This window comes from Amycolatopsis jejuensis (genome assembly GCF_000717335.1).
GTDB lineage: Bacteria > Actinomycetota > Actinomycetes > Mycobacteriales > Pseudonocardiaceae > Amycolatopsis > Amycolatopsis jejuensis.
In genome coordinates this window covers 319811-338122 of record NZ_JNYZ01000001.1, presented here as the reverse complement: position 1 = coordinate 338122, position 18312 = coordinate 319811, and the positions used below count along the sequence as shown (strand labels likewise).

Sequence of the window (18312 nt, the reverse complement as noted above, 5' to 3'; positions counted from 1 at the left end):
GGCGAAAGCCGGCTCGTTCTCCGAGCGGCGAGGCCCGCAGCCACCCGAGGTCGCGCGGGCGGTCTCCCCGTCCCCGGCCATCGTCCAGAACCATGTCCCGCAGTTTCCGACCGGGACGCCTTGACGAGGTGCGCCCCCGAACGGTCAGCCGTTGGGCAGGATGACGGCGCGGCCATGGACCTTTCCGGCGTCCAGCCGCTCGTACGCGAGCGGGGCCTCGTCGAGGGGGTAGGTCTCGGTCCGGACGGTGATCGCGCCTGCCTCGGCGAGGGCGATCACCTCGATGAGGTCGCCACGGGTACCCCAATACGGGGCGTACGCGCTCATCCCGGGTGGAACCAGCAGGAAGCCCATCGGCATCGCGCCGCCGCCGAGCCCGACATTGAGCACTCGCGCCTCCGCGGCGGCGGATGCGACGGCGATCCGGCCGGTCGCTTCCACCCCGACGAAGTCGAACACGGCCGCGGCGCCGAGGCCACTGGTGAGCGCGCGGATCGCCGGTGCCGCGGACTCATCGGATACCAGCGTCTCATGAGCGCCGACTTCCCGGGCGAGCGCGAGTTTGCCCTCGTTCACATCGAGCGCGACGACTCGCGCCGGGGTGAGTGCGCGCAGCAGCTGGATCGCGATGTGGCCGAGGCCGCCGACGCCGATCACCGCGGCGGTCGATCCCGGGGCCAGCGCGGGCAATGCCCACTTGACGGCGTGGTACGGGGTCAGGCCGGCATCGGTCAGCGACACCGCGGCGACCGGGTCGAGCCCCGCGCAGGGGATCAAGTGGCGCGCGTCGTCGACGAGCAGGTACTGCGCGAGGGCTCCGGGGGCGCCCAGCCCCGGGGAACGGATTCCCAGCCGCCGGGCGTGGGGGCAGTAGTTCTCCCGGCCCGCCGCGCACGCGGGGCAGGCACCGCAGCCCCAAGGCCCATAGACAGCGACCTGATCGCCGACCGTCACTCCGGTCGCGCCCTCGCCGAGCGCTGCCACGGTGCCCACGCCCTCGTGGCCGAGGGTCATCGGCAGCGGGAACATCAGCTGCTGCGCGGTCATGCGCATCAGCGAGAGGTCGGAGCGGCACAGGCCGGCCGCGGTGACCTTCACCAGTACCTGGCCGGGACCCGGTTCGGGATCGGGGATCTCGACGATCTCGGGAGCCAGGCCGATCGTGCGATACTGCAGTGCTTTCAAGACAATTTCACCTTACCTGGTGGGAGCGAGCCGGACCGCCGGTCAGGACGAAACCTTCGTAGCCGGCCGCAGCAACCGAGTCGCACCGCTTGCGGTATGCGCCGACGCCCCCGGCGTAGGGCATGAACACGCGCGGCTTGCCGGGCACATTGGCACCCAGATACCAGGAGTTCGCCTCGGAGTAGAGCAGTGCCGCGCTTACCTCGTTGACGTGGCGCACCCAGTCCTGCTCGGCTTGTCCGGTCGCCTCGACCGAGATCACGTCCCGTTCGCGGGCATAGCCGATGCACCCGGCGATCCATTCCACGTGCTGCTCGATCGACAGCACCATGTTGCTCAGCACGGATGGACTGCCCGGCCCGGCGACGAAGAACAGGTTGGGGAACCCGGCGCTCTGGAGGCCGAGACAGGTGATCGGCCCTGCCGACCACTTGTCGCGCAGGCTGCGCCCGTTGCGGCCACGGATGTCGATGGCGGCCAGGCTGCCGGTCATCGCGTCGAACCCGGTGGCGAACACGATCACGTCGGCCTCGTGCTCGGTGCCGTTGACGACCACCCCGTGTTCGCTGAGCCGATCGATCGGGTTCTCGCTCACGTCGATCAGGTGGACGTTGCCGCGGTTGAAGGTCGCGTAGTAGCCGGAGTCCAGGCAGACGCGCTTGGCCGCGAACGGGAAGCCGCGAGGGCACAGCAACTCGGCGGTGTCCGGGTCGTCGACCATTTCGCGGATCTTGCCGCGGACGAAGTCGGCGACCCGGTCGTTGGCCACCCGGTCGGTCATCACGTCGCGGTAACTGGTGACCAGGCCGAACAGGGTGCCTGCCGCCCAGGCACGGGCGAAGACCTCCTGCCGCTCGTCGGCGGTCGCCTCCAGCACGCTCGAGCGTCCGATCCGGACCCTGGACACGCCGGCCATGCTGCGGCGGGTGTGGTCGCGCAGCTCGGGGTAGCGGTTCTTGATTTCCTCGACCTCGCCGGGTTCGAGGGCGCGGTTGTGTGCCGGAACCGCGAAAGAGGCAGTGCGCTGGAAGACGGTGAGCCGAGCGGCCTGCTCGGCGATGACCGGAATGGACTGGATGCCGGAGGAGCCGGTGCCGATCACCGCGACGCGCTTGCCGGTGAAGTCCACGCCCTCGACCGGCCAGTTCGCGGTGTGGTACGAGTCGCCGGAGAAGGAGCCGATGCCGTCGATGGCGGGCAGCTGGGCGGACGACAGACAGCCGGTGGCCATGACGCACCAGGTGGCCCGGTATTCCTCGCCCCGCTCGCAGCGCACCGTCCACCGCGCCGCCGCCTCGTCGTAGTGTGCGGCCGTGACGCGGGTGCCCAGCCGGATGTCGCGGCGCAGATCGAAGCGGTCGGCGACGTGGTCGAGGTAGCGCAGGAGTTCGGGCTGCGCGGGGTAGCGCTCGGTCCACTCCCACTCCTGCTGCAGTTCCTCGCTGAAGGAGTACGAGTAGTCGAAGCTTTCGACATCGACGCGTGCGCCGGGGTAGCGATTCCAGTACCAGGTGCCGCCGACTCCGTCACCGGCTTCCAGTACCACCGTGTTCAGACCGGCGCCGCGAAGCTTGTGCAGCAGGTACATCCCGGAAAAGCCGGCGCCCACGATCACGGCATCGACCTGGGTCACCGCCGCAGCTTCCCGGCTGCCGGCGGGCATTTCGGACATGGGGTCTCCACGGTAACCGGGGGTATCAGCTAGATGCCGACTCTTCGTGCCAGCGATGTCGTCGCCTGAAACGCATTCATCGGCTTGCCGTCACCGGATCGACCGGCTGATCCACTCTTGCAACATATCGCGCCGGCCACGAACCATGCGAGGTTCATCAGTGCGCCTTGACTGCACAATCGGGCACGTTGACGTGCCGCCGACGTCCTGAGAAACACCGCCCGAGGGGCACCGAAGCGATCTGCGCGGGTCAGCCTCGCAACCAGACTGCGGTGTCGGACGGCAGCCTGCCGTCGGCAAGTGGAGCGCTCGCCAGCAGCAGCTCTTCGTGGGCGGGCAGCGGAAGGGGTACCGCGCCGAAGTTCAGGATGAAGGTGAATTCCGGTTCTCGCCGGAATGCCAGGATGTCGGGCGCGAAGTCGAGCCACGTCAACGCTGCGGCGCCGAGACCGGGCCGCAACCGCAAGCCGGTCCGGTACAGCGTGAGCATCGAGTCCGGGTCGTCCGCCTGCGCCTCGGCGCTCAGGTCCGCCCACGATGCCGGCTGCGGCAGCCATGGGGTGCCGGTCCCGAATCCGAACGGTGGTGCCGATCCCGACCACGGCAGCGGTACCCGGCAGCCGTCGCGGCCCGGGTCGGCGCCTGCGGTGCGCGTGAACACCGGGTCCTGCCTGAGCTCGTCGGGAAGATCCTCGATTTCCCACAGACCCAGTTCTTCGCCCTGATAGAGGTAGACCACCCCCGGCAGGGCCAGTGTCAGCAAGGCCGCCGCCCGGGCGCGGCGGGTGCCCAGCAGGCGATCCACCGGCGTGCCGTGCCGCCGGTCGGCGAAGGAAAACCCTGTCTCGCCGGACCGTCCGTAGCGGGTGACGTGCCTGGTCACGTCGTGGTTCGACAGTACCCAAGCGGCCGGTGCGCCGACCTCCTCGTGGCTCCGCAGCGTCCGGGTCACGATCTCGCGGAACCGTCCCGCGGTCCACGGGCACACCAGGAAGTCGAAGGTGAAGGCCGAATGCAGCTCGTCGGACCGGAGGTGGCGGGCCACGCGGGTCATGTCCGGCAGCCACATCTCGCCGACGAGGATCTTCCCGCCCGGATAGGAGTCGGCGATCTTGCGCCACGATCGGTAGATGTCGTGCAGCGCCTCCTGATCGGAGTACGGCGTTTCGTCGCCCGGCGCGGTGTCCGGCAGCGCCGGATCCTTCACGAGCCCGTCCGCGACGTCGATGCGGACCCCGTCGACGCCGCGGTCGAACCAGAACCGGAGCACGTCTTCGAACTCGGTGCGGACGTCCGTGCTGTCCCAGTTGAAGTCCGGCTGGTGCGCACCGTAGAGATGCAGGTACCACTCACCGGGGCGGCCGTCGGCCTCGGTCACGCGGGTCCAGGCGGATCCGCCGAACCGGGACGGCCAGTTGTTCGGTGGCTCGTCCCCGTCCGGGCCCCGGCCCGGACGGAACCAGAACCGTTGCCGCTCAGGCGATCCCGGTCCGGCGGCCAGTGCGTCGCGGAACCACCGGTGCGTGTCGGAGCAGTGGTTCGGTACCACGTCGATGAGCACCCGGATTCCGCGTTCGTGCGCTTCGGCGATCAGGTGCCCGGCCTCGGCGAGCGTGCCGAAGACCGGTTCGATGTCGCGGTAGTCGGCCACGTCGTAGCCGCCGTCGTCCATCGGCGACGGGTACCAAGGGGTGAACCAGAGCGCGTCCACTCCCAGGTGCGCCAGATGACCGAGGCGGGACCGGACCCCGGAGAGGTCGCCGACACCGTCCCCGTTCCCGTCGGCGAAGCTGCGAAGGTAGACCTGGTAGATCGCCGCGCTGCGCCACCAATCGGCTTCCGAAACGGTCACTGTGTTCGTCCCTTCGCTGGGGATGGGTGGTTCAGCCCTTCACCGATCCCGCGCCGAGCCCGGCCAGTACCTGCCGCTGGAACACGAGGAAGAGCACGATCATCGGGACGCTCGCCAGCACCATGCCTGCGACGAGCAGATTGAGCGGCAGGTCGGGGGCGACCCGCTGCAGCATCACGCTGAGCGTTTGCCTGCCGGGGTCGGGGAACATCAGCAGCGGCCAGAGGAAGTCCTTCCACGCCGCGACGATCGCCAGAATCGACACCACGGCGAGGATCGGCCGGGAGATCGGCAGGATGATCTTCACGAGGGTCCGCACGGGACCGGCGCCGTCGATGCGCGCGGCTTCCACCAGTTCGTCCGGGATCTGGTCGAAGAACCGCTTGAGCAGATAGATGTTGAAGGCGTTCGCCGCGGCAGGCAGCCAGATCGCGGCCGGTGAGTTGATGAGGTTGACGTGCAGGAGCGGCAGGTCGGTCACCGTCACATAGGTGGGCACGAGCAGCGCCGCGGCCGGCAGCATGAGGGTGACGAGCATCAGCCCGAGTACCACGTTGCCCAGCTTGGGCCGCAGCTTCGACAGCGCGAACGCGGCCGGCACGTCGACGGCAAGCTGGACCAGCCACGCGCCGCCCGCGACGAGCACGGTGTTGAGGAAGTACCTGCCGAGGTCCATCCGGTCCCACGCCTGTCCGAAGGATTCCGGATGCCACTCGCGGGGGACCAGCGTGGCCGGTGACTGGGCCAGCTCGGCAGGGGATTTCATCGCACCGGTCACCGCCCAGTAAAGCGGGAACAGGAAAGCGAACGTGAAGACCACGAGCGTGCCGGTGAAGACCACGGCGTACGCGATCTTGCCGCGGCGGGTGCGCAGGGCGCCGGGGGAGACGAGGGTTCTCACGCGTCCCCCCGATTCGTCAGCCGCACGTACATCACCGAGAAGACTCCGAGAGCCGCGAACAGCAGCAGGCTCATGGCACTGGCCGAGCCGAAGTCGTTGTAGACGAAGGCATAGCGGTACAGCAGGAGGAGCACAGTCACCGTCGAGTCGTCGGGCCCGCCACCGGTCATGACGTACGGTTCGGTGAAGACCTGCATCGTCGCCACGATCTGCAACAGCAGGAGGACGAGCAACACGAACCGCGTGTGCGGAAGGGTCACGTGGCGCAGCCGCCGCCACAATCCGGCGCCGTCGAGTTCCGCCGCCTCGTACAGTTCTCCCGGGATGGTCTGCAGCGCGGCGAGGTAGATCAGCGTGGTGCTGCCCATGTTGGCCCAGGTGGACACGAGGACCAGCGACAGCATGGAGGTCGTGCTGGAGTCGAGCCACGGCAGGCCGGGGAGGCCGGCGACGCCGAGCGCGGAGTTGAACAGGCCGGGACCCGGGTCGTAGAACCACTTCCACATCAACGCGGTGACCACCGGCGGCAACATCACCGGCAGGTAGACGGCGAGGCGGAAGAAGGCTCGCGCGTGCCTGATCTCGTTGAGCAGTACCGCGGTGAAGAACGGTACGGCGAAGCCGAAGACCAGCGCGAACCCGGTGAACAGGAGGGTGTTGCGCCACGCGACGCCGAACAGCGGGTCCGCCAGCAACCGGCTGAAGTTGGCGAAACCCACCCACGACGGCGGGTTCACGAAGTCGACTTGCTGGAAGCTCAGCACTACTCCGCGGACGATCGGGTACCAGGAGAACAACGCGAACACCACGAGCGCCGCGGACAGCAGTCCGTACGCCGTCACGTTCTCCCGGACCGTCCGCCGGAGCCGCGAACGCTCCCGCGCTGCGGTGCTTCGACTGGCTTTCGCGGACGCTGCCGGCCAGTCGAGCACGCTACTTGACCTGCGCGAGGACACCGTCGACCTTTGCGCTGGCCGAAGAAAGCAGCTGATCGATGTTCGCCTCGCGATCGGTGAGCACCGCCTGCATCACGCTGTCGAGTGCAGCGTAGACCTGTTGCGCGGCGGGGGGTTCGACGCTGCCTTTGATCCGGTTCGCAGTGTCCACATAGGACTGGTAGTTCTCGGCGGGTACGTTGGCGTACTTCTTCTTCACCGCCAGCTGCCGGTCGCGTACCGCACCCTGCCAGATGTCGGGCGTCGGCTCGGCAGGCAGACCGACCGGCTGGTTGCCCTCGGCGTACTGTTTGACGTGCTGCTCGAAGCGATCCGGGTTGAGGTACTTCCACTGGATCCAGGTGAGCCCGGCCTTGATCTTCGCCGGCGACGCCTTCGGGTTGACCATGTAGCCCTCACCCCCGAGCAGGGTGCCCCGTCCGCCGGGCATGCCGGCGATTCCGTAGTCCTCGTACTTCCCGTTGAACTGCTTGACGAGTACCGGAACATTGTCCGGCGCCGCCAGGTACATGCCGAGCTGCCCGGCGCCCATCATGCGCTGCACGTCGACGTCCTGCAGCAGTTGCTTGCTGCCCATGGAATTGTCGTCCCAGCGCATGGCGTGCAGCCGGTTCAGCGCAGCCCGGCCTTTGTCGTTGTCGAAATCGGCACGCCACTTGCCGTTGTCCTGGCGGGCGACATCGCCGCCCATCGAGTAGAGCCAGGCGGTGAGGTGCCAGCCGCCCTGGTTGTTCTTGCTGTAGTCGGCGTACCCGGTGATGCCGTTGCCCAGCGCGGCGATCCTCCTGGCGGCCGAGCGGACCTCGTCCCAGGTCGTGGGCGGCCGGTCGGGGTCGAGGCCGGCTTGCCGGAAGAGCTTGCGGTTGTAGACGAGACCCATCGTGTAGTTGGCGGTGGGCAGGCCGTAGAGCCGGCCCGCGGCGTCGCGGAAGGTGTCGAGGAGTTCCGGCCGGATGTCCTTGACGGCGGGCAGGTTCCCGGCTGCCGTGGTCAGGTCGGCTGCCTGGTGCCGGGCGATGAGCTGGGCGGGGTCGGTGAAGTACACGTAGTAGACGTCCTCGAGCTGCCCGCCGGCGAGCTTCGCGGAAAAGGTCTTCGGGTCCATGAACCCTTCGTGCGGCACGATGTCGATGTCCGGATGGGCTTTCTCGAACTCGGCGACGTCCCGGTCGAATACCGCGCGCTCGAACTGCTGGGTGAGGGGCGGTTGCCCGGTGACGGTGATCTGGACTTTGCCACCGGCCTGATCGACGCCGGGGCTCCCGCAGGCGACGAGCCCGCCCAGGACAGTCAGGGCAAGCATGGTTCTGGACCAGTGGTTGCTCATCTCAAGCCTCTCCTCGCGATCGCGGGGGCTTACGGGGCGACGGCAGTCACTCTAAAGTGTGAGACGAACCACTGCAAGATTTGAACGTGATTATGCAACTTTCGGATGCTTCCCTGGCCGCCCGGCTGTTTTCGCCGCGGGGCTCCTGGAGGTTCAGCTTGTCGAGGGCGCCCGCCGCGCGGTCGACCCGCGGACGACCAGTTCCGGCGCGAACAGCAGCTCCTCCGCAGCCACCTCGCCCCCGTTGATGCGTTTCACCAGGAGCTCCACCACGGCACGGCCCATCGCCTCGATGGGCTGGCGGGTGGTCGTCAGCGGCGGTTCGGTGCAGTTCATGAGTGCGGAATCGTCGTAGCCGACCACCGAGATGTCGCCCGGAACTGCGAGGCCCTGCCGGCGTGCCGCCCGGATCGCGCCGAGGGCCAGTAAGTCGCTCGCGCACAGCACCGCCGTCGCGCCTCTCGGGTACAGCCGAGCCGCGGCCGCGTGGCCGCCCTCGATGGAGAACATGCCGTGTTCCACCAGTTCGTCGCGCACCGGCAGCCCCAGCTTCGCCGCGTACGACTGGAACGCCGCCAGTTTCCGCCGCGACGGAACGTGGTCGGACGGCCCGAGTACCAGCCCGATCCGTTCGTGCCCGAGCGAAACGAGATGTCCGACCGCCTGCTCGACCGCCACTGCGTCGTCACACGACACCTGCGGCAGGCCCAGGTGGTCGACGGCGGCGTTGATCAGCACCGTCGGCAGCTTCCGCTCCACGAGGTGGTGGTAATGGGTGTGCACCGCGTCCGCCTGCGCGAACAGTCCACCGGCGAAGACGACGCCGGACACCTGCTGCTGCAGCAACAGCTCCACGTATTCCGCCTCGGACACCCCGCCCGCGGTGCGCGTGCACAGCACCGGGGTGAACCCCTGCTGCGCCAGTGCGTTGCCCATGACCTCGGCCAGTGCGGGGAAAATCGGGTTCTGCAGCTCGGGCAGCACGAGCCCGACCAGCCGGGCCCGGTCGCCGCGCAGCTGGGTCGGCCGCTCGTAGCCCATCACGTCCAGCGCGGTCAGTACCGCGGTGCGAGTGCCTGCCGACACCCCGGGACGGCCGTTGAGCACCCGGCTGACTGTGGCTTCGCTGACCCCCACCTGGCGGGCTACTTCGGCAAGTCGACGCGTCATGGCCGAAATTTTACGGTAAGCCGCTGCAAAAAGCTGATCAGGGGCGGACAGGTCAGGGAATCGGCTCGCAGCAACGACGCACCTGGTGCCGGTCGCCGCACCGGCCCCGGGCGAAACAGGTGGTCCCAGTGCATGGCTTCGATGGCAGCGAACGAGGTGGAGCCGGGTGGCCCGCTCCGGGACACGGGCCGGGCCACCCGGGTCATGCCGCGGCGACCTCCAGTTCGCCGACCTGCCCGGCAGGCCAGCCGGTGTTGGCGGTGACGGTCAGGCGCACGTAACGGGCCGCCGTCGTCCCGAAGCTGGCCGACGCGGTGTTGCCGGAGGCCGGGTCGAACTTCCATCCGCGCGACGGCACGAGGGTCGTCCACGTGCTGCCGTCGGTGCTGCCCGCCACCTCGAGCGTCTGGGTGCGGCCGGTCCACGCCGGGGAACCCGGGAGTTTGATCGTCACCTTGTTCACCGCGGACGGGTCGCCGAGGTCGACGGTCAGGGACTGCGGGAACGCGTTGTTCGTGCTCTCCCAATAGGTACCGGGGTCGCCGTCGACCGCGTTCGCCGGGGGGAACCCACCTTGCGAACCGGTCGCCGCGATGGCCTTGCCGCGCGCGATGTTCGTCCCGGGCTGCGGTGGCTGCGGCGGTCCGGAGCGGGGGGCGGGCCACGAGGAGCAGTCGGCCCAGGTCCCGGTCCAGCCGCTGTTGCCGGAACCGGTGAACGTCATCTTCGGGATCGACGTCGGGTACGGGCAGTTGTAGGTCCCGGTCACCCCGACCCCGGACGCAGTGAGGTTGCTGATCGACACCGTCCCCTGTGTTTGCGCCTGGGCGACGAACGTACCGGTACCGCGCACCGAGACGCCGTCGATGGTGACTCCGCCGATCGGCTTGCCTGCGCCGTTGCCGTCGATGAACTGAATGGCCTCGTAGGGGCTGTCGATCGCGGTGAAGTCACTCACCTTGATCGTGACGCCGCTGATCGCCTGATCCCGGGCGTCGAACCACAGCGCGCCGACCCCGAACTTCCAGTTCGGATCCAGTGCGCCCGCCCGCACTGCGGTGTTGCCGGTCAGCGTGACAGTGCCGGACAGCGGAACCGAGTTGAAGCGGTTCCCCACCGCGTAGCCGCCGCCGAGCGCGTTGGTGTCCTGGACCAGATTGCCGGTCACCGTGTTGTCCGCGCCGCCGTACAGCGCGATTCCGTTGGCGAGGTTCGGCTGTACGACGGTGTTGTTCGCGATGGTGTTGTTCGCATCGGCCTGCCCGTTGGACCACAATGCCAGCGCGTCGTCGCCGTTGTTGCGCAAGTAGTTGTTGCGCAGCTGGGAATTCGTGACAGCGCCGTCGAAGTTCACGCCGTCTGCCTGGGTGTCGAGGATGCGGTTGTTCTCGATCGTCAGGTTCGAGGAGGCACCGTTCATCAGCCACAGTCCGCATTTGGTGTTCTGGATCCACAGCCCGGACACCGTGGAACCGGTGCCCAGCACGCCGTGGAACGCATTGTCCGGGCTGCCGTCGTTGCGCTGGGAAACCGAGCCGAACACGGCGAAGTCGGCGAGCGTGATGTTTCCGGACGCGTTGCCGTTGTTGAACACGTTGTTGCCGTGCAGCACCGAATACCACGGCCCCGCGCCGCGGAGCGTGGTCTTGTCGATGTGCAGGGCGGTGCCGATCTCGAACCGGCCCGGCGGTATCCACACTGTCTTGTTCTGCGCCTGCCCGGCCGCCAGCGCCTTGCCGAACGCCGCCGAATCGTCCGTCGCATCGCCTGGGGTGGCGCCGTAGTCGGTGACCGAGATCGAACCCGCCGGCTGCGTGGCGGCGGGCGCCACCTGTTCGAAATCGGCGAGATCGATGGTCGCCTGCCCGACATCACCCGGGTCGAGCCCGACCCGCACTTTCGCTCCCGGGGCGGCGTCCATGCCGAACAACAGCCGGGCGTCATCGAAGAAATGGTGAGTGGTGGAACCGGTGATCCACGGCGTGTCGGTGTAGGTGTACTGAGACGTCACGGGTAGGCCGTTCGCCAGTTTGGTTCCGTCGACATACACCGACATCCGGCCCGAACTGCCACGGGGAAGATTGAAGTGCACATTGATCGAATTCGCTGCCGCGGGCAGGGTGAATTCGACGTACTGCCCCTGTCCGAGCTGGACGGCCTGCCGTCCCGATGCCTCGGAAGCGACAGTGCCCTGTGTGTAGTCGGGTCCCAGGGCAGTGCCTGTAGTGGTGGAGCATTCGGCCTCGACGGTGCGGAACGCCGTAGTGGCGCCGCCGGACCCGGTGGCCGGACAGGCCGCGGCCGCGGCGGTCCCGGCGGCGGCCACGGCCAGCCCGGACGACACGAGGATGGCCGCGGACAGCAGAACCGGACCGCGAAGCCGGTGGGGAAGGGAAGACATCATCGATCACACTCACATTTCTGGAGAACGGCAGGATCCGCCGGACCGGGGTGCGCGGACGGCGGCGGTGAGAGCGTGCGACGGTGATCATACCGATTTCGGACAAGAGTTCACAAGTGTTGAATGATTTTGCGCAAATTTTCGACGGAAATCGGCAATGCGCTGTCGTGCCAGTGGGTGCAGGGTCGAGGTGCCCGCACTCTGCTCGCCGCTCGGCACGGTGCTGCCGCTTTCGTACTGGGAACTGCGGCCCGCCGCGACGGGGCACGCCCCGCCTCTCGGTCGGCTTGCCGAGCTCTATGAGTGCCGGGTCGCGGATCTCCTGGCGGACGTAGCCGATGTGCACGAGCTGGCCAGGATGGCAACGACCTGGGCGCACGGACGCACGGGCGCGGGGAACGGTGATCTGTCGGGGATCTGGCGCAGCCGCTATGTGTACCCCAGTACGGGCCGAGGCAAGAGCTTCACCGGTGGGCACTATGTTGTTGTGCGACACCATGATCACCGCCTGATCGCCGGTCGCCGGACGTCGGGCAGGTGGTTCGGTTTCGGCCGCGATTTCACGATCAATTCGAGCGAGTGGCGGCCGACGTGGTGCGAGAAGGCCTAGCTAACACAGCACCGCCACAATCGTGCTACCTGGCGCGAAGGTCCCGGCGGCGATTCGGGCGAAGAGGCCGTACATCATTTTCGCTTCGTATACCCAGTCGAGCGCGATCCCATGGCGGTCGTCGAAGGTCAACAGCCGGTCGTGGCCCCGTGCACGTGCCTCCGCGAGGTCGTCGCGCTTGAGCAGGACCCGGACGCCATGCGGGCGGAGACGGTCGTCCTGCAACTCGCCCATCGGAGACGGCAAGCGCAGCGAGATACCGCCGGAGCAGGCGCGCCGTTCCGTGACCACCGTTGCGAGCTAACGCAGTCGCGCTGACGGTCGACAGTGGAGCGCGCAAAAGCAGGCCCCCGTCACTCACCGCATCTTTGAACCAGTTTGTTCCAGCCGTCCTCGTCGACTCCGCCGCCGGCTCGCCTGAGGTGGTCATTGCCGTTCGGCAGGGGAGTGGCGATGCAGTCGAGTCCCGCGTTCCAGTGATCGACAAGGCTCGCCGGTGTGCCTCGTCGAGCTCGATAGTGCTCAGACCTCGATGTGGGAGCCCATGATGATGGTGCGGTCGCGAGGGAGGTTGAAGCTGTCCGCGGCGTCGGCCGCGATCCCGGCGGTGGCGATGAACAGGTGTTTGCGCCAGGCCGCCATGGTCGGCTCGTCGCCTGCCTGCAGTTCGATTTTCGACAGGAAGTAGGTCGCCTCGTCGAGGTCGAGGCGGCCCTCGGTGGCGGCTGGGTCGAGCATCGCCAGCGCTCCCGGTACGTCGGGTTTTTCCACGTAGCCGAACTTCGCGGTGACGTGGGTGATGCCGTCATCGGGGTAGCCGAGTTCGTCGATCACGACGCGGTCGCCGTCGGGGACCCGGGGCACCGGCTGGGTTTCCACCGACACGATGACGACGTGCTCGTGCCGCACGCGATTGTGCTCGACGTTCGCGCGCATGGCCAGCGGCGCGGTCTGCTTGCCCCGGTTGAGGAACACGGCCGTTCCGGGGACTTGCGCGGGCGCCGTGCCGTTGCGGAGCCCGCCGATGAACTCGTGCAGTGAGCCCTCGCGTCGCTCGCGGTCGGCGGTGACGATCGCCCGGCCGCGTTGCCAGGTGATCATGACGGTGAAAGCGGTGAGCCCGATCAGCAGCGGCAGCCAGGCGCCGTGGGCCAGCTTGGTCAGGTTGGCCGCGAGGAACAGTGCGTCCACGGTCAGCAGGATGGTCGCACCGGTGCCGAGTATCCATCGCGAGGTGCCCCATTTGATGCGGGCGACGTAGAAGAAGAGCAGGGTCGTGATGGTGATGGTGCCGGTCACCGCCATGCCGAACGCGAACGCCAGCGCCGCCGAGGTGCGGAACGCGAAGACCAGGGTGAGCACGGAAACCATGAGGAGCCAGTTGACCCAGGGGACGTAGATCTGCCCCATGGTCGACTCGGACGTGTGCGTGATCCGCAGCCGGGGCAGGTAGCCGAGTTGAGCGGCTTGGTAGGCGACCGAGAACGCGCCGGTGATCACCGCCTGCGCGGCGATCACGGTCGCGGCGGTGGCCAGCACGACCATCGGGATCCGGCCCCATTCCGGCACGAGCAGGAAGAACGGGGCGCTGACGTTGGCCGGGTCGTCGAGGATCAGTGCGCCCTGCCCGAAGTAGCTCAGGGTGCAGGCGGGGAACACCAGGCACAGCCAGCCGCGGGTGATCGCCCGGCGGCCGAAGTGCCCCATGTCGGCATACAGGGCCTCCGCGCCGGTGACGGAGAGGACGATCGCGGCGAGAGCGAAGAACGCGATGTCGAAGTGGCCGGCGAGAAAGCCGAGCGCATACGTCGGCGACAGTGCCTTGAGGATCTCCGGATGACCGGCGATCCCGGTCACGCCGAGGACGCCGATGGCGGTGAACCAGGCGATCATGACCGGGCCGAACACCCGGCCGACCGCGGCTGTGCCACGGCGTTGCACGAGGAACAGCACGACGATGATCACCGCGGTGATCGGCACGACGAGACTCTCGAAGGACTCGTCGACGACCTTGAGCCCCTCGACGGCGGACAACACCGAGATCGCCGGGGTGATCATGCTGTCGCCGAAGAACAATGCGGCACCGAAGATGCCGAGCCCGGCCAGGACGAGGGCCGCGCGCCTGCCACGCCGCGCGGTCCGCCGCCGCAGCAAGGTGATCAGGGCCATGATGCCGCCCTCGCCGTCGTTGTCGGCGCGCATCGCGAGCAGTACGTACGTGACCGTGACGATGATCATCACGGACCAGAAGATGAGCGAGACCACCCCGTACACGTTGTCGACGCTGACCGGGACCGGATGCGGGTCACGAGGGTTGAAGACCGTCGACAACGTGTAGATCGGACTCGTCCCGATGTCCCCGAACACCACGCCGAGGGCCCCGACCACGATCGCCAGGCGCACCGCGCCGCGGGTCGACAGCTTCGGGGACACCGCGGGCGCATCCCGCAGATCGTTCACCGTTTCCTCCCTCGACGCAGCCCAGCGGCGGTCTGCTTCCGGGAAGTTACCGGTGCCCCCCGTCATTTCCCGGAACGACGATGGATCCGGCCGTTAAGAAAACATCAAGATCATCGGAATCGGGGCTGGCTGCGGAAGCCGCTGAACCCGCGGCCGTCGCCGCGCTCGCCTGGGCCCGCACACGGTCAAGGGATGGCACCCACTCCGGATGTTGCGTGCGCTGGTGGAAGCCGTCACACGACACGGAGCGGCGTCCGGTCGACGAGGGATTCCGGCTTCACCACCGCCGTCCGGGTGCAGCGCAGTTTCGTGGCGGAAGCTCGTTGCCCGGTTCCGGCGCCGTGCGGGTCCGGCTGTCGGTGGTGCGGTATCCGAGGGCGTCGCTCGGGCGGGTGCCCATGGTTGGTGTTGCCAGGACCGGTCGGCGGTGTGCTCTTCGAGCCAGGGCGCGCAGGCGAAGATCGTGAGGGCACCGTCGATCGAGACGGACCGCCGATGACCCGGAGTACGCAGATTCCGCAGCCGACGGCTCGGCCGCGGGGTAGGCGCTGGGTGCCACCCGTCGCGCACGAGCAGATCGACAACTGCGTACGTTGAAGACAGACCTGGAGACAGACGCTCGTGAAGAGACGGTGACTGCTGCCGCAGGCCTGCGTCGGCCGATGTTTCCAACGGGATCGCGACCCGCCTGCGTGCCTGGGGCGTACCGGATGCCGACCGTGTGCGGTATGACCGCACGGAGGACATTCTCGACGCGGGCGTCGCCGCGAAATTCCATGCAGACGTACAGCGGAATTTCGATGGCCACATCATCATGGAGAACACGGATCCCCCGGACGGACTCGATGGCGGCTCCGTTCCCTTTGGAGAAATGCTGCGGCGTCTGTCCCGAAGACCTTCGAGGTCTGCAGATCGTTCGGGCTTGCTTGGGCAGACACGCGTCTTCGGCTCGCGGCCGGTGCCGCGCCCGAAGGACCCGCGCCGACGGGTGCGTTCACGACCCGTTCCGCAGGTGCGCAGGCTGGTCCGGTACCCGCGCGACGAGGTCCTTCAGGTGCTGGATCGCGAGGTCGATCATCAGCTTGCTACCCGGGGAAAGGGGCGCGTCGGGCCAGTGGACGACGGCGAGGGTGTCGTGGAGGCGTGGTTTCATGGGCACCCATCCGACGCCGGGAGCGAGCCGGGGAAGTTGCTCGTGCAGCAGGATCTTCGGCACGACGGAGTCCCCGAACCCGCTTCCCACGAGCTTGATCGCCGTCTCGATGTCCTCGACCTCGGCGCGGATGTCGAGGGTCATCCCGAGGTTCTGCGCGCGCTTGGCCAGCGCCAGCCGGTACGGGTCCTGGGTGCGCCACTGCGCAAGCGGCAGGATCAGCCGGGCGGCGGCAAGCCGCCGAGCCGTGACGGGTGCGGCCAGGTGGGCGGGGTCCTTGCTGATGTAGACGTGTTCGAGACGTCCGATCGGCCGGACGGCGAGATCGCTGTCGGGAACCGGAAGGGCGACCACGGCTGCTTCGATGTGCCCGCGGCGGACCGCGTCGAGTGCTTCCCTGGTGCTGCGTCCGACGAGTTCGATGCGCAGCCCCGGATGCTGGCGCAGGACGTCGGCGATCAAGTCGGCTTCGATGAAAAGGGGTGCGGTGCCGAAGAGCCCGAACCGCAGGGTGCCTGATTCCAGCGTCGCCGCGCTCCGGACCGCCCTTTCCGCGTCCTCGGATGCGGCCAGCGTCCGTTCTGCGTGCGGGCGCAGTGCGTCTGCCGCCGGGGTGGGGACGATCCTGCGTCCCCGCCGCAGGAAGAGCGGGGTCTTGAGGACCCGTTCGAGCTGGCGGACCTGTTCGGAGAGAGTCGGCTGGCTGAACCCGAGGTGGACGGCCGCCGAGGTGAAGGATCCACACTCGTACGTGGCGAGGAAGCACCGGAGCTGATGGGGGGAAAGCATAGGAACTCCCTTGGGTAAGCAAGGCAAGAGACGGTAGTTCACCGCGCTTCGGTCTGCCACATTGGGAAGAACGAGCAGGTGGCGCGGTACCTGCGCCGCCATCCGCACGGACCGGCTGCGGTAACGGGTCCTGCGGCAGACCACCCTGCCGTCCCTGGCGAGAGGACAAGGAAGCGATGCCGACTGTGCGAGCCGATGCCGTCGAAGTCGATGCCGTGGTGATCGGTGCGGGGTTCAGCGGCCTTCGCGCGCTGTACGAACTGCGTGACGAGGTCGGGCTTTCAGTCCGGTTGCTCGAGGCGGGCAGCGACGTGGGCGGGGTGTGGTACTGGAATCGCTATCCGGGGGCACGCTGCGACAGTGATTCGTTTACCTACTGTTACTCCTTTTCGAAAGAGCTGCAGGAGAAATGGAGCTGGAGCGAGCGGTACGCGACCCAGCCGGAGATCCTCGAGTACCTGCATTTCGTGGCCGAGATGTTCGATCTGCGCCGCGACATCCGGCTGGACTCGAGGGTGCGCTCGGCCGTGCGCGACGAGCGGGAGAATCGCTGGCTGGTCGAGACCGCGGACGGACAGCAGTACCGGTGCACGTATCTGGTCACCGCCGTGGGCCCGTTGTCCTCGGTGTTCACGCCGCCGTTCCCGGGCTTGGACTCGTTCGGGGGCGAGCTGTATCCGGCCGCTCGCTGGCCTGCCGAACCGGTCGGGTTCACCGGCAAGCGGGTCGCGATCGTCGGCACCGGCGCCACGTCCATCCAGATGACGCCGATGGTGGCGGCGGCGGCCGCTCGGCTCACGGTGTTCCAGCGCACCGCGCCCTACGTGCTGCCTGCTCGCAACCGGGCGCACGACCCGGTTTCCCAGCAGGAGATCAAGGCCGGTTACGACGCGATCTGGGCACGGACCAGCCGCCAGACCTTCGCACTGGCGATCGAGGACACCGACCGGCTCTTTGCCGAGTGCACCCCCGAACAGCAGCACCGGGTCATGGAGCAGGCATGGGAGCTCGGCGGGTTCCGCTTGATGTTCGAGGCGTTCGCCGATGTGATGACCGATGAGGCCTGCAATGAGGCCGTCGCGGGATTCGTCCGCGAGAAGATCCGGGCAATCGTCGACGATCCTGCGGTCGCCGAGCTGCTGTGCCCGAAGAACAGCCTGACCCGGCCGCAACTCGGCCATTTCTACTACGAGACGTTCAACCGGGACAACGTCTCGCTGGTCGATGTCAGCGCGGATCCCATCGCGGAGGTGACCGCATCCGGGATCCGGACCACGAGCGGGCGGGAGTACGGGTTCGACGTCATCGTCTTCGCGACCGGGTTCGACGGCGGCACGGGCGCCCTGAACGCGATCGACATCCGAGGCACCGACGGCCGGTTGCTCCGGGATGCCTGGCGGGACGGGCCCCGCGCGTACCTCGGCCTCGGTGCCGAAGGGTTCCCCAATCTGTTCATGAGTTTCGGGCCGCAGTCGTTGTTCGCGAACGCTCCGGTCGTCAGCGAGCACACCGCGCGCTGGATCGGCAGGGCGATCAGCTACCTGCGTGACCACGGGTACCAGCGGATGACCCCGACGCCGGAAGCTGTGGACAGCTGGGTGCGGCACGTGGCGGACGCCTACTACTCGACGGCGTTCAAACACGGCGCGAGTTCTCGATCCTGGCTGGTGGGCGCCAACATTCCGGGCAAGCCGATCGCTCCGCAGCTCTATGTCGGGCACGCCGCAGGCTATTTCGCCCGGATCGCCGGGGAAGCCGACGCGGGCTTCCCGGGTTTCGACATCCCCGGCCGGGAAACCGGGGCCCTCCGGTGACCGCGACCGGACCGAGGCGCAT

13 protein-coding genes are annotated in these 18312 nt (G+C 68.0%); 2 read left to right on the top strand and 11 right to left on the bottom strand.

Annotated features, from left to right (window positions below):
* Positions 1 to 144: 144 nt before the first annotated feature.
* The 8 genes from OO71_RS01500 to OO71_RS01465 all read right to left on the bottom strand — a co-directional run bounded on the left by OO71_RS01500 (position 145) and on the right by OO71_RS01465 (position 11464).
* Complete coding sequence (locus tag OO71_RS01500) at positions 145 to 1185, bottom strand: NAD(P)-dependent alcohol dehydrogenase (RefSeq protein WP_033287705.1); 1041 nt, start codon at positions 1183 to 1185, stop codon at positions 145 to 147.
* Positions 1186 to 1192: 7 nt separating this feature from the next.
* Positions 1193 to 2857 (bottom strand): flavin-containing monooxygenase, encoded by a 1665-nt coding sequence (locus tag OO71_RS01495; RefSeq protein ID WP_033287704.1) that lies wholly within the window; start codon positions 2855 to 2857, stop codon positions 1193 to 1195.
* A gap of 250 nt (positions 2858 to 3107) precedes the next feature.
* Positions 3108 to 4709 carry a glycoside hydrolase family 13 protein gene (locus tag OO71_RS01490; protein ID WP_033287703.1) on the bottom strand — a complete coding sequence of 534 codons (1602 nt, stop codon included), beginning with the start codon at positions 4707 to 4709 and terminating at the stop codon, positions 3108 to 3110.
* A 31-nt stretch (positions 4710 to 4740) separates the two neighbouring features.
* A complete protein-coding gene (locus tag OO71_RS01485) occupies positions 4741 to 5610 on the bottom strand; it encodes a carbohydrate ABC transporter permease (RefSeq protein WP_033287702.1) in 870 nt (289 codons plus the stop codon).
* Positions 5607 to 6566 (bottom strand): carbohydrate ABC transporter permease, encoded by a 960-nt coding sequence (locus tag OO71_RS01480; protein WP_033287701.1) that lies wholly within the window; start codon positions 6564 to 6566, stop codon positions 5607 to 5609. The genes OO71_RS01485 and OO71_RS01480 overlap by 4 nt, the downstream gene beginning before the upstream one ends.
* The gene (locus tag OO71_RS01475) at positions 6544 to 7893 is read right to left on the bottom strand and encodes an ABC transporter substrate-binding protein (RefSeq protein WP_033287700.1); all 1350 of its coding nucleotides are present in this window, start codon (positions 7891 to 7893) and stop codon (positions 6544 to 6546) included. Before OO71_RS01475 ends, OO71_RS01480 begins: the two co-directional genes overlap by 23 nt.
* A gap of 153 nt (positions 7894 to 8046) precedes the next feature.
* Positions 8047 to 9063, bottom strand: coding sequence for a LacI family DNA-binding transcriptional regulator (locus OO71_RS01470; RefSeq protein ID WP_033287699.1), 1017 nt, complete (start codon positions 9061 to 9063; stop codon positions 8047 to 8049).
* 202 nt (positions 9064 to 9265) lie between these two features.
* A complete protein-coding gene (locus tag OO71_RS01465; RefSeq protein WP_033287788.1) occupies positions 9266 to 11464 on the bottom strand; it encodes a discoidin domain-containing protein in 2199 nt (732 codons plus the stop codon).
* Between the two features lie 190 nt (positions 11465 to 11654).
* Between OO71_RS01465 and OO71_RS01460 the strand changes: the two genes are divergently transcribed.
* Positions 11655 to 12074, top strand: a complete 420-nt coding sequence (locus tag OO71_RS01460) for a hypothetical protein (protein ID WP_156096111.1) — start codon at positions 11655 to 11657, stop codon at positions 12072 to 12074.
* Here OO71_RS01460 and OO71_RS51885 read toward each other — a convergent pair whose 3' ends face one another.
* The 3 genes from OO71_RS51885 to OO71_RS01445 form a co-directional block, all read right to left on the bottom strand.
* Positions 12075 to 12365 carry a hypothetical protein gene (locus OO71_RS51885; protein WP_245633534.1) on the bottom strand — a complete coding sequence of 97 codons (291 nt, stop codon included), beginning with the start codon at positions 12363 to 12365 and terminating at the stop codon, positions 12075 to 12077.
* Positions 12366 to 12596: 231 nt separating this feature from the next.
* Positions 12597 to 14534 carry a potassium transporter Kup gene (locus OO71_RS01450; protein WP_033287787.1) on the bottom strand — a complete coding sequence of 646 codons (1938 nt, stop codon included), beginning with the start codon at positions 14532 to 14534 and terminating at the stop codon, positions 12597 to 12599.
* Between the two features lie 994 nt (positions 14535 to 15528).
* Positions 15529 to 16476, bottom strand: coding sequence for a LysR family transcriptional regulator (locus OO71_RS01445; RefSeq protein WP_051790892.1), 948 nt, complete (start codon positions 16474 to 16476; stop codon positions 15529 to 15531).
* 176 nt (positions 16477 to 16652) lie between these two features.
* On the opposite strand from OO71_RS01445, the gene OO71_RS01440 reads away from it, so the two are divergent.
* A complete protein-coding gene (locus tag OO71_RS01440) occupies positions 16653 to 18290 on the top strand; it encodes a flavin-containing monooxygenase (protein WP_033287696.1) in 1638 nt (545 codons plus the stop codon).
* The last annotated feature ends 22 nt before the right edge of the window (positions 18291 to 18312 follow it).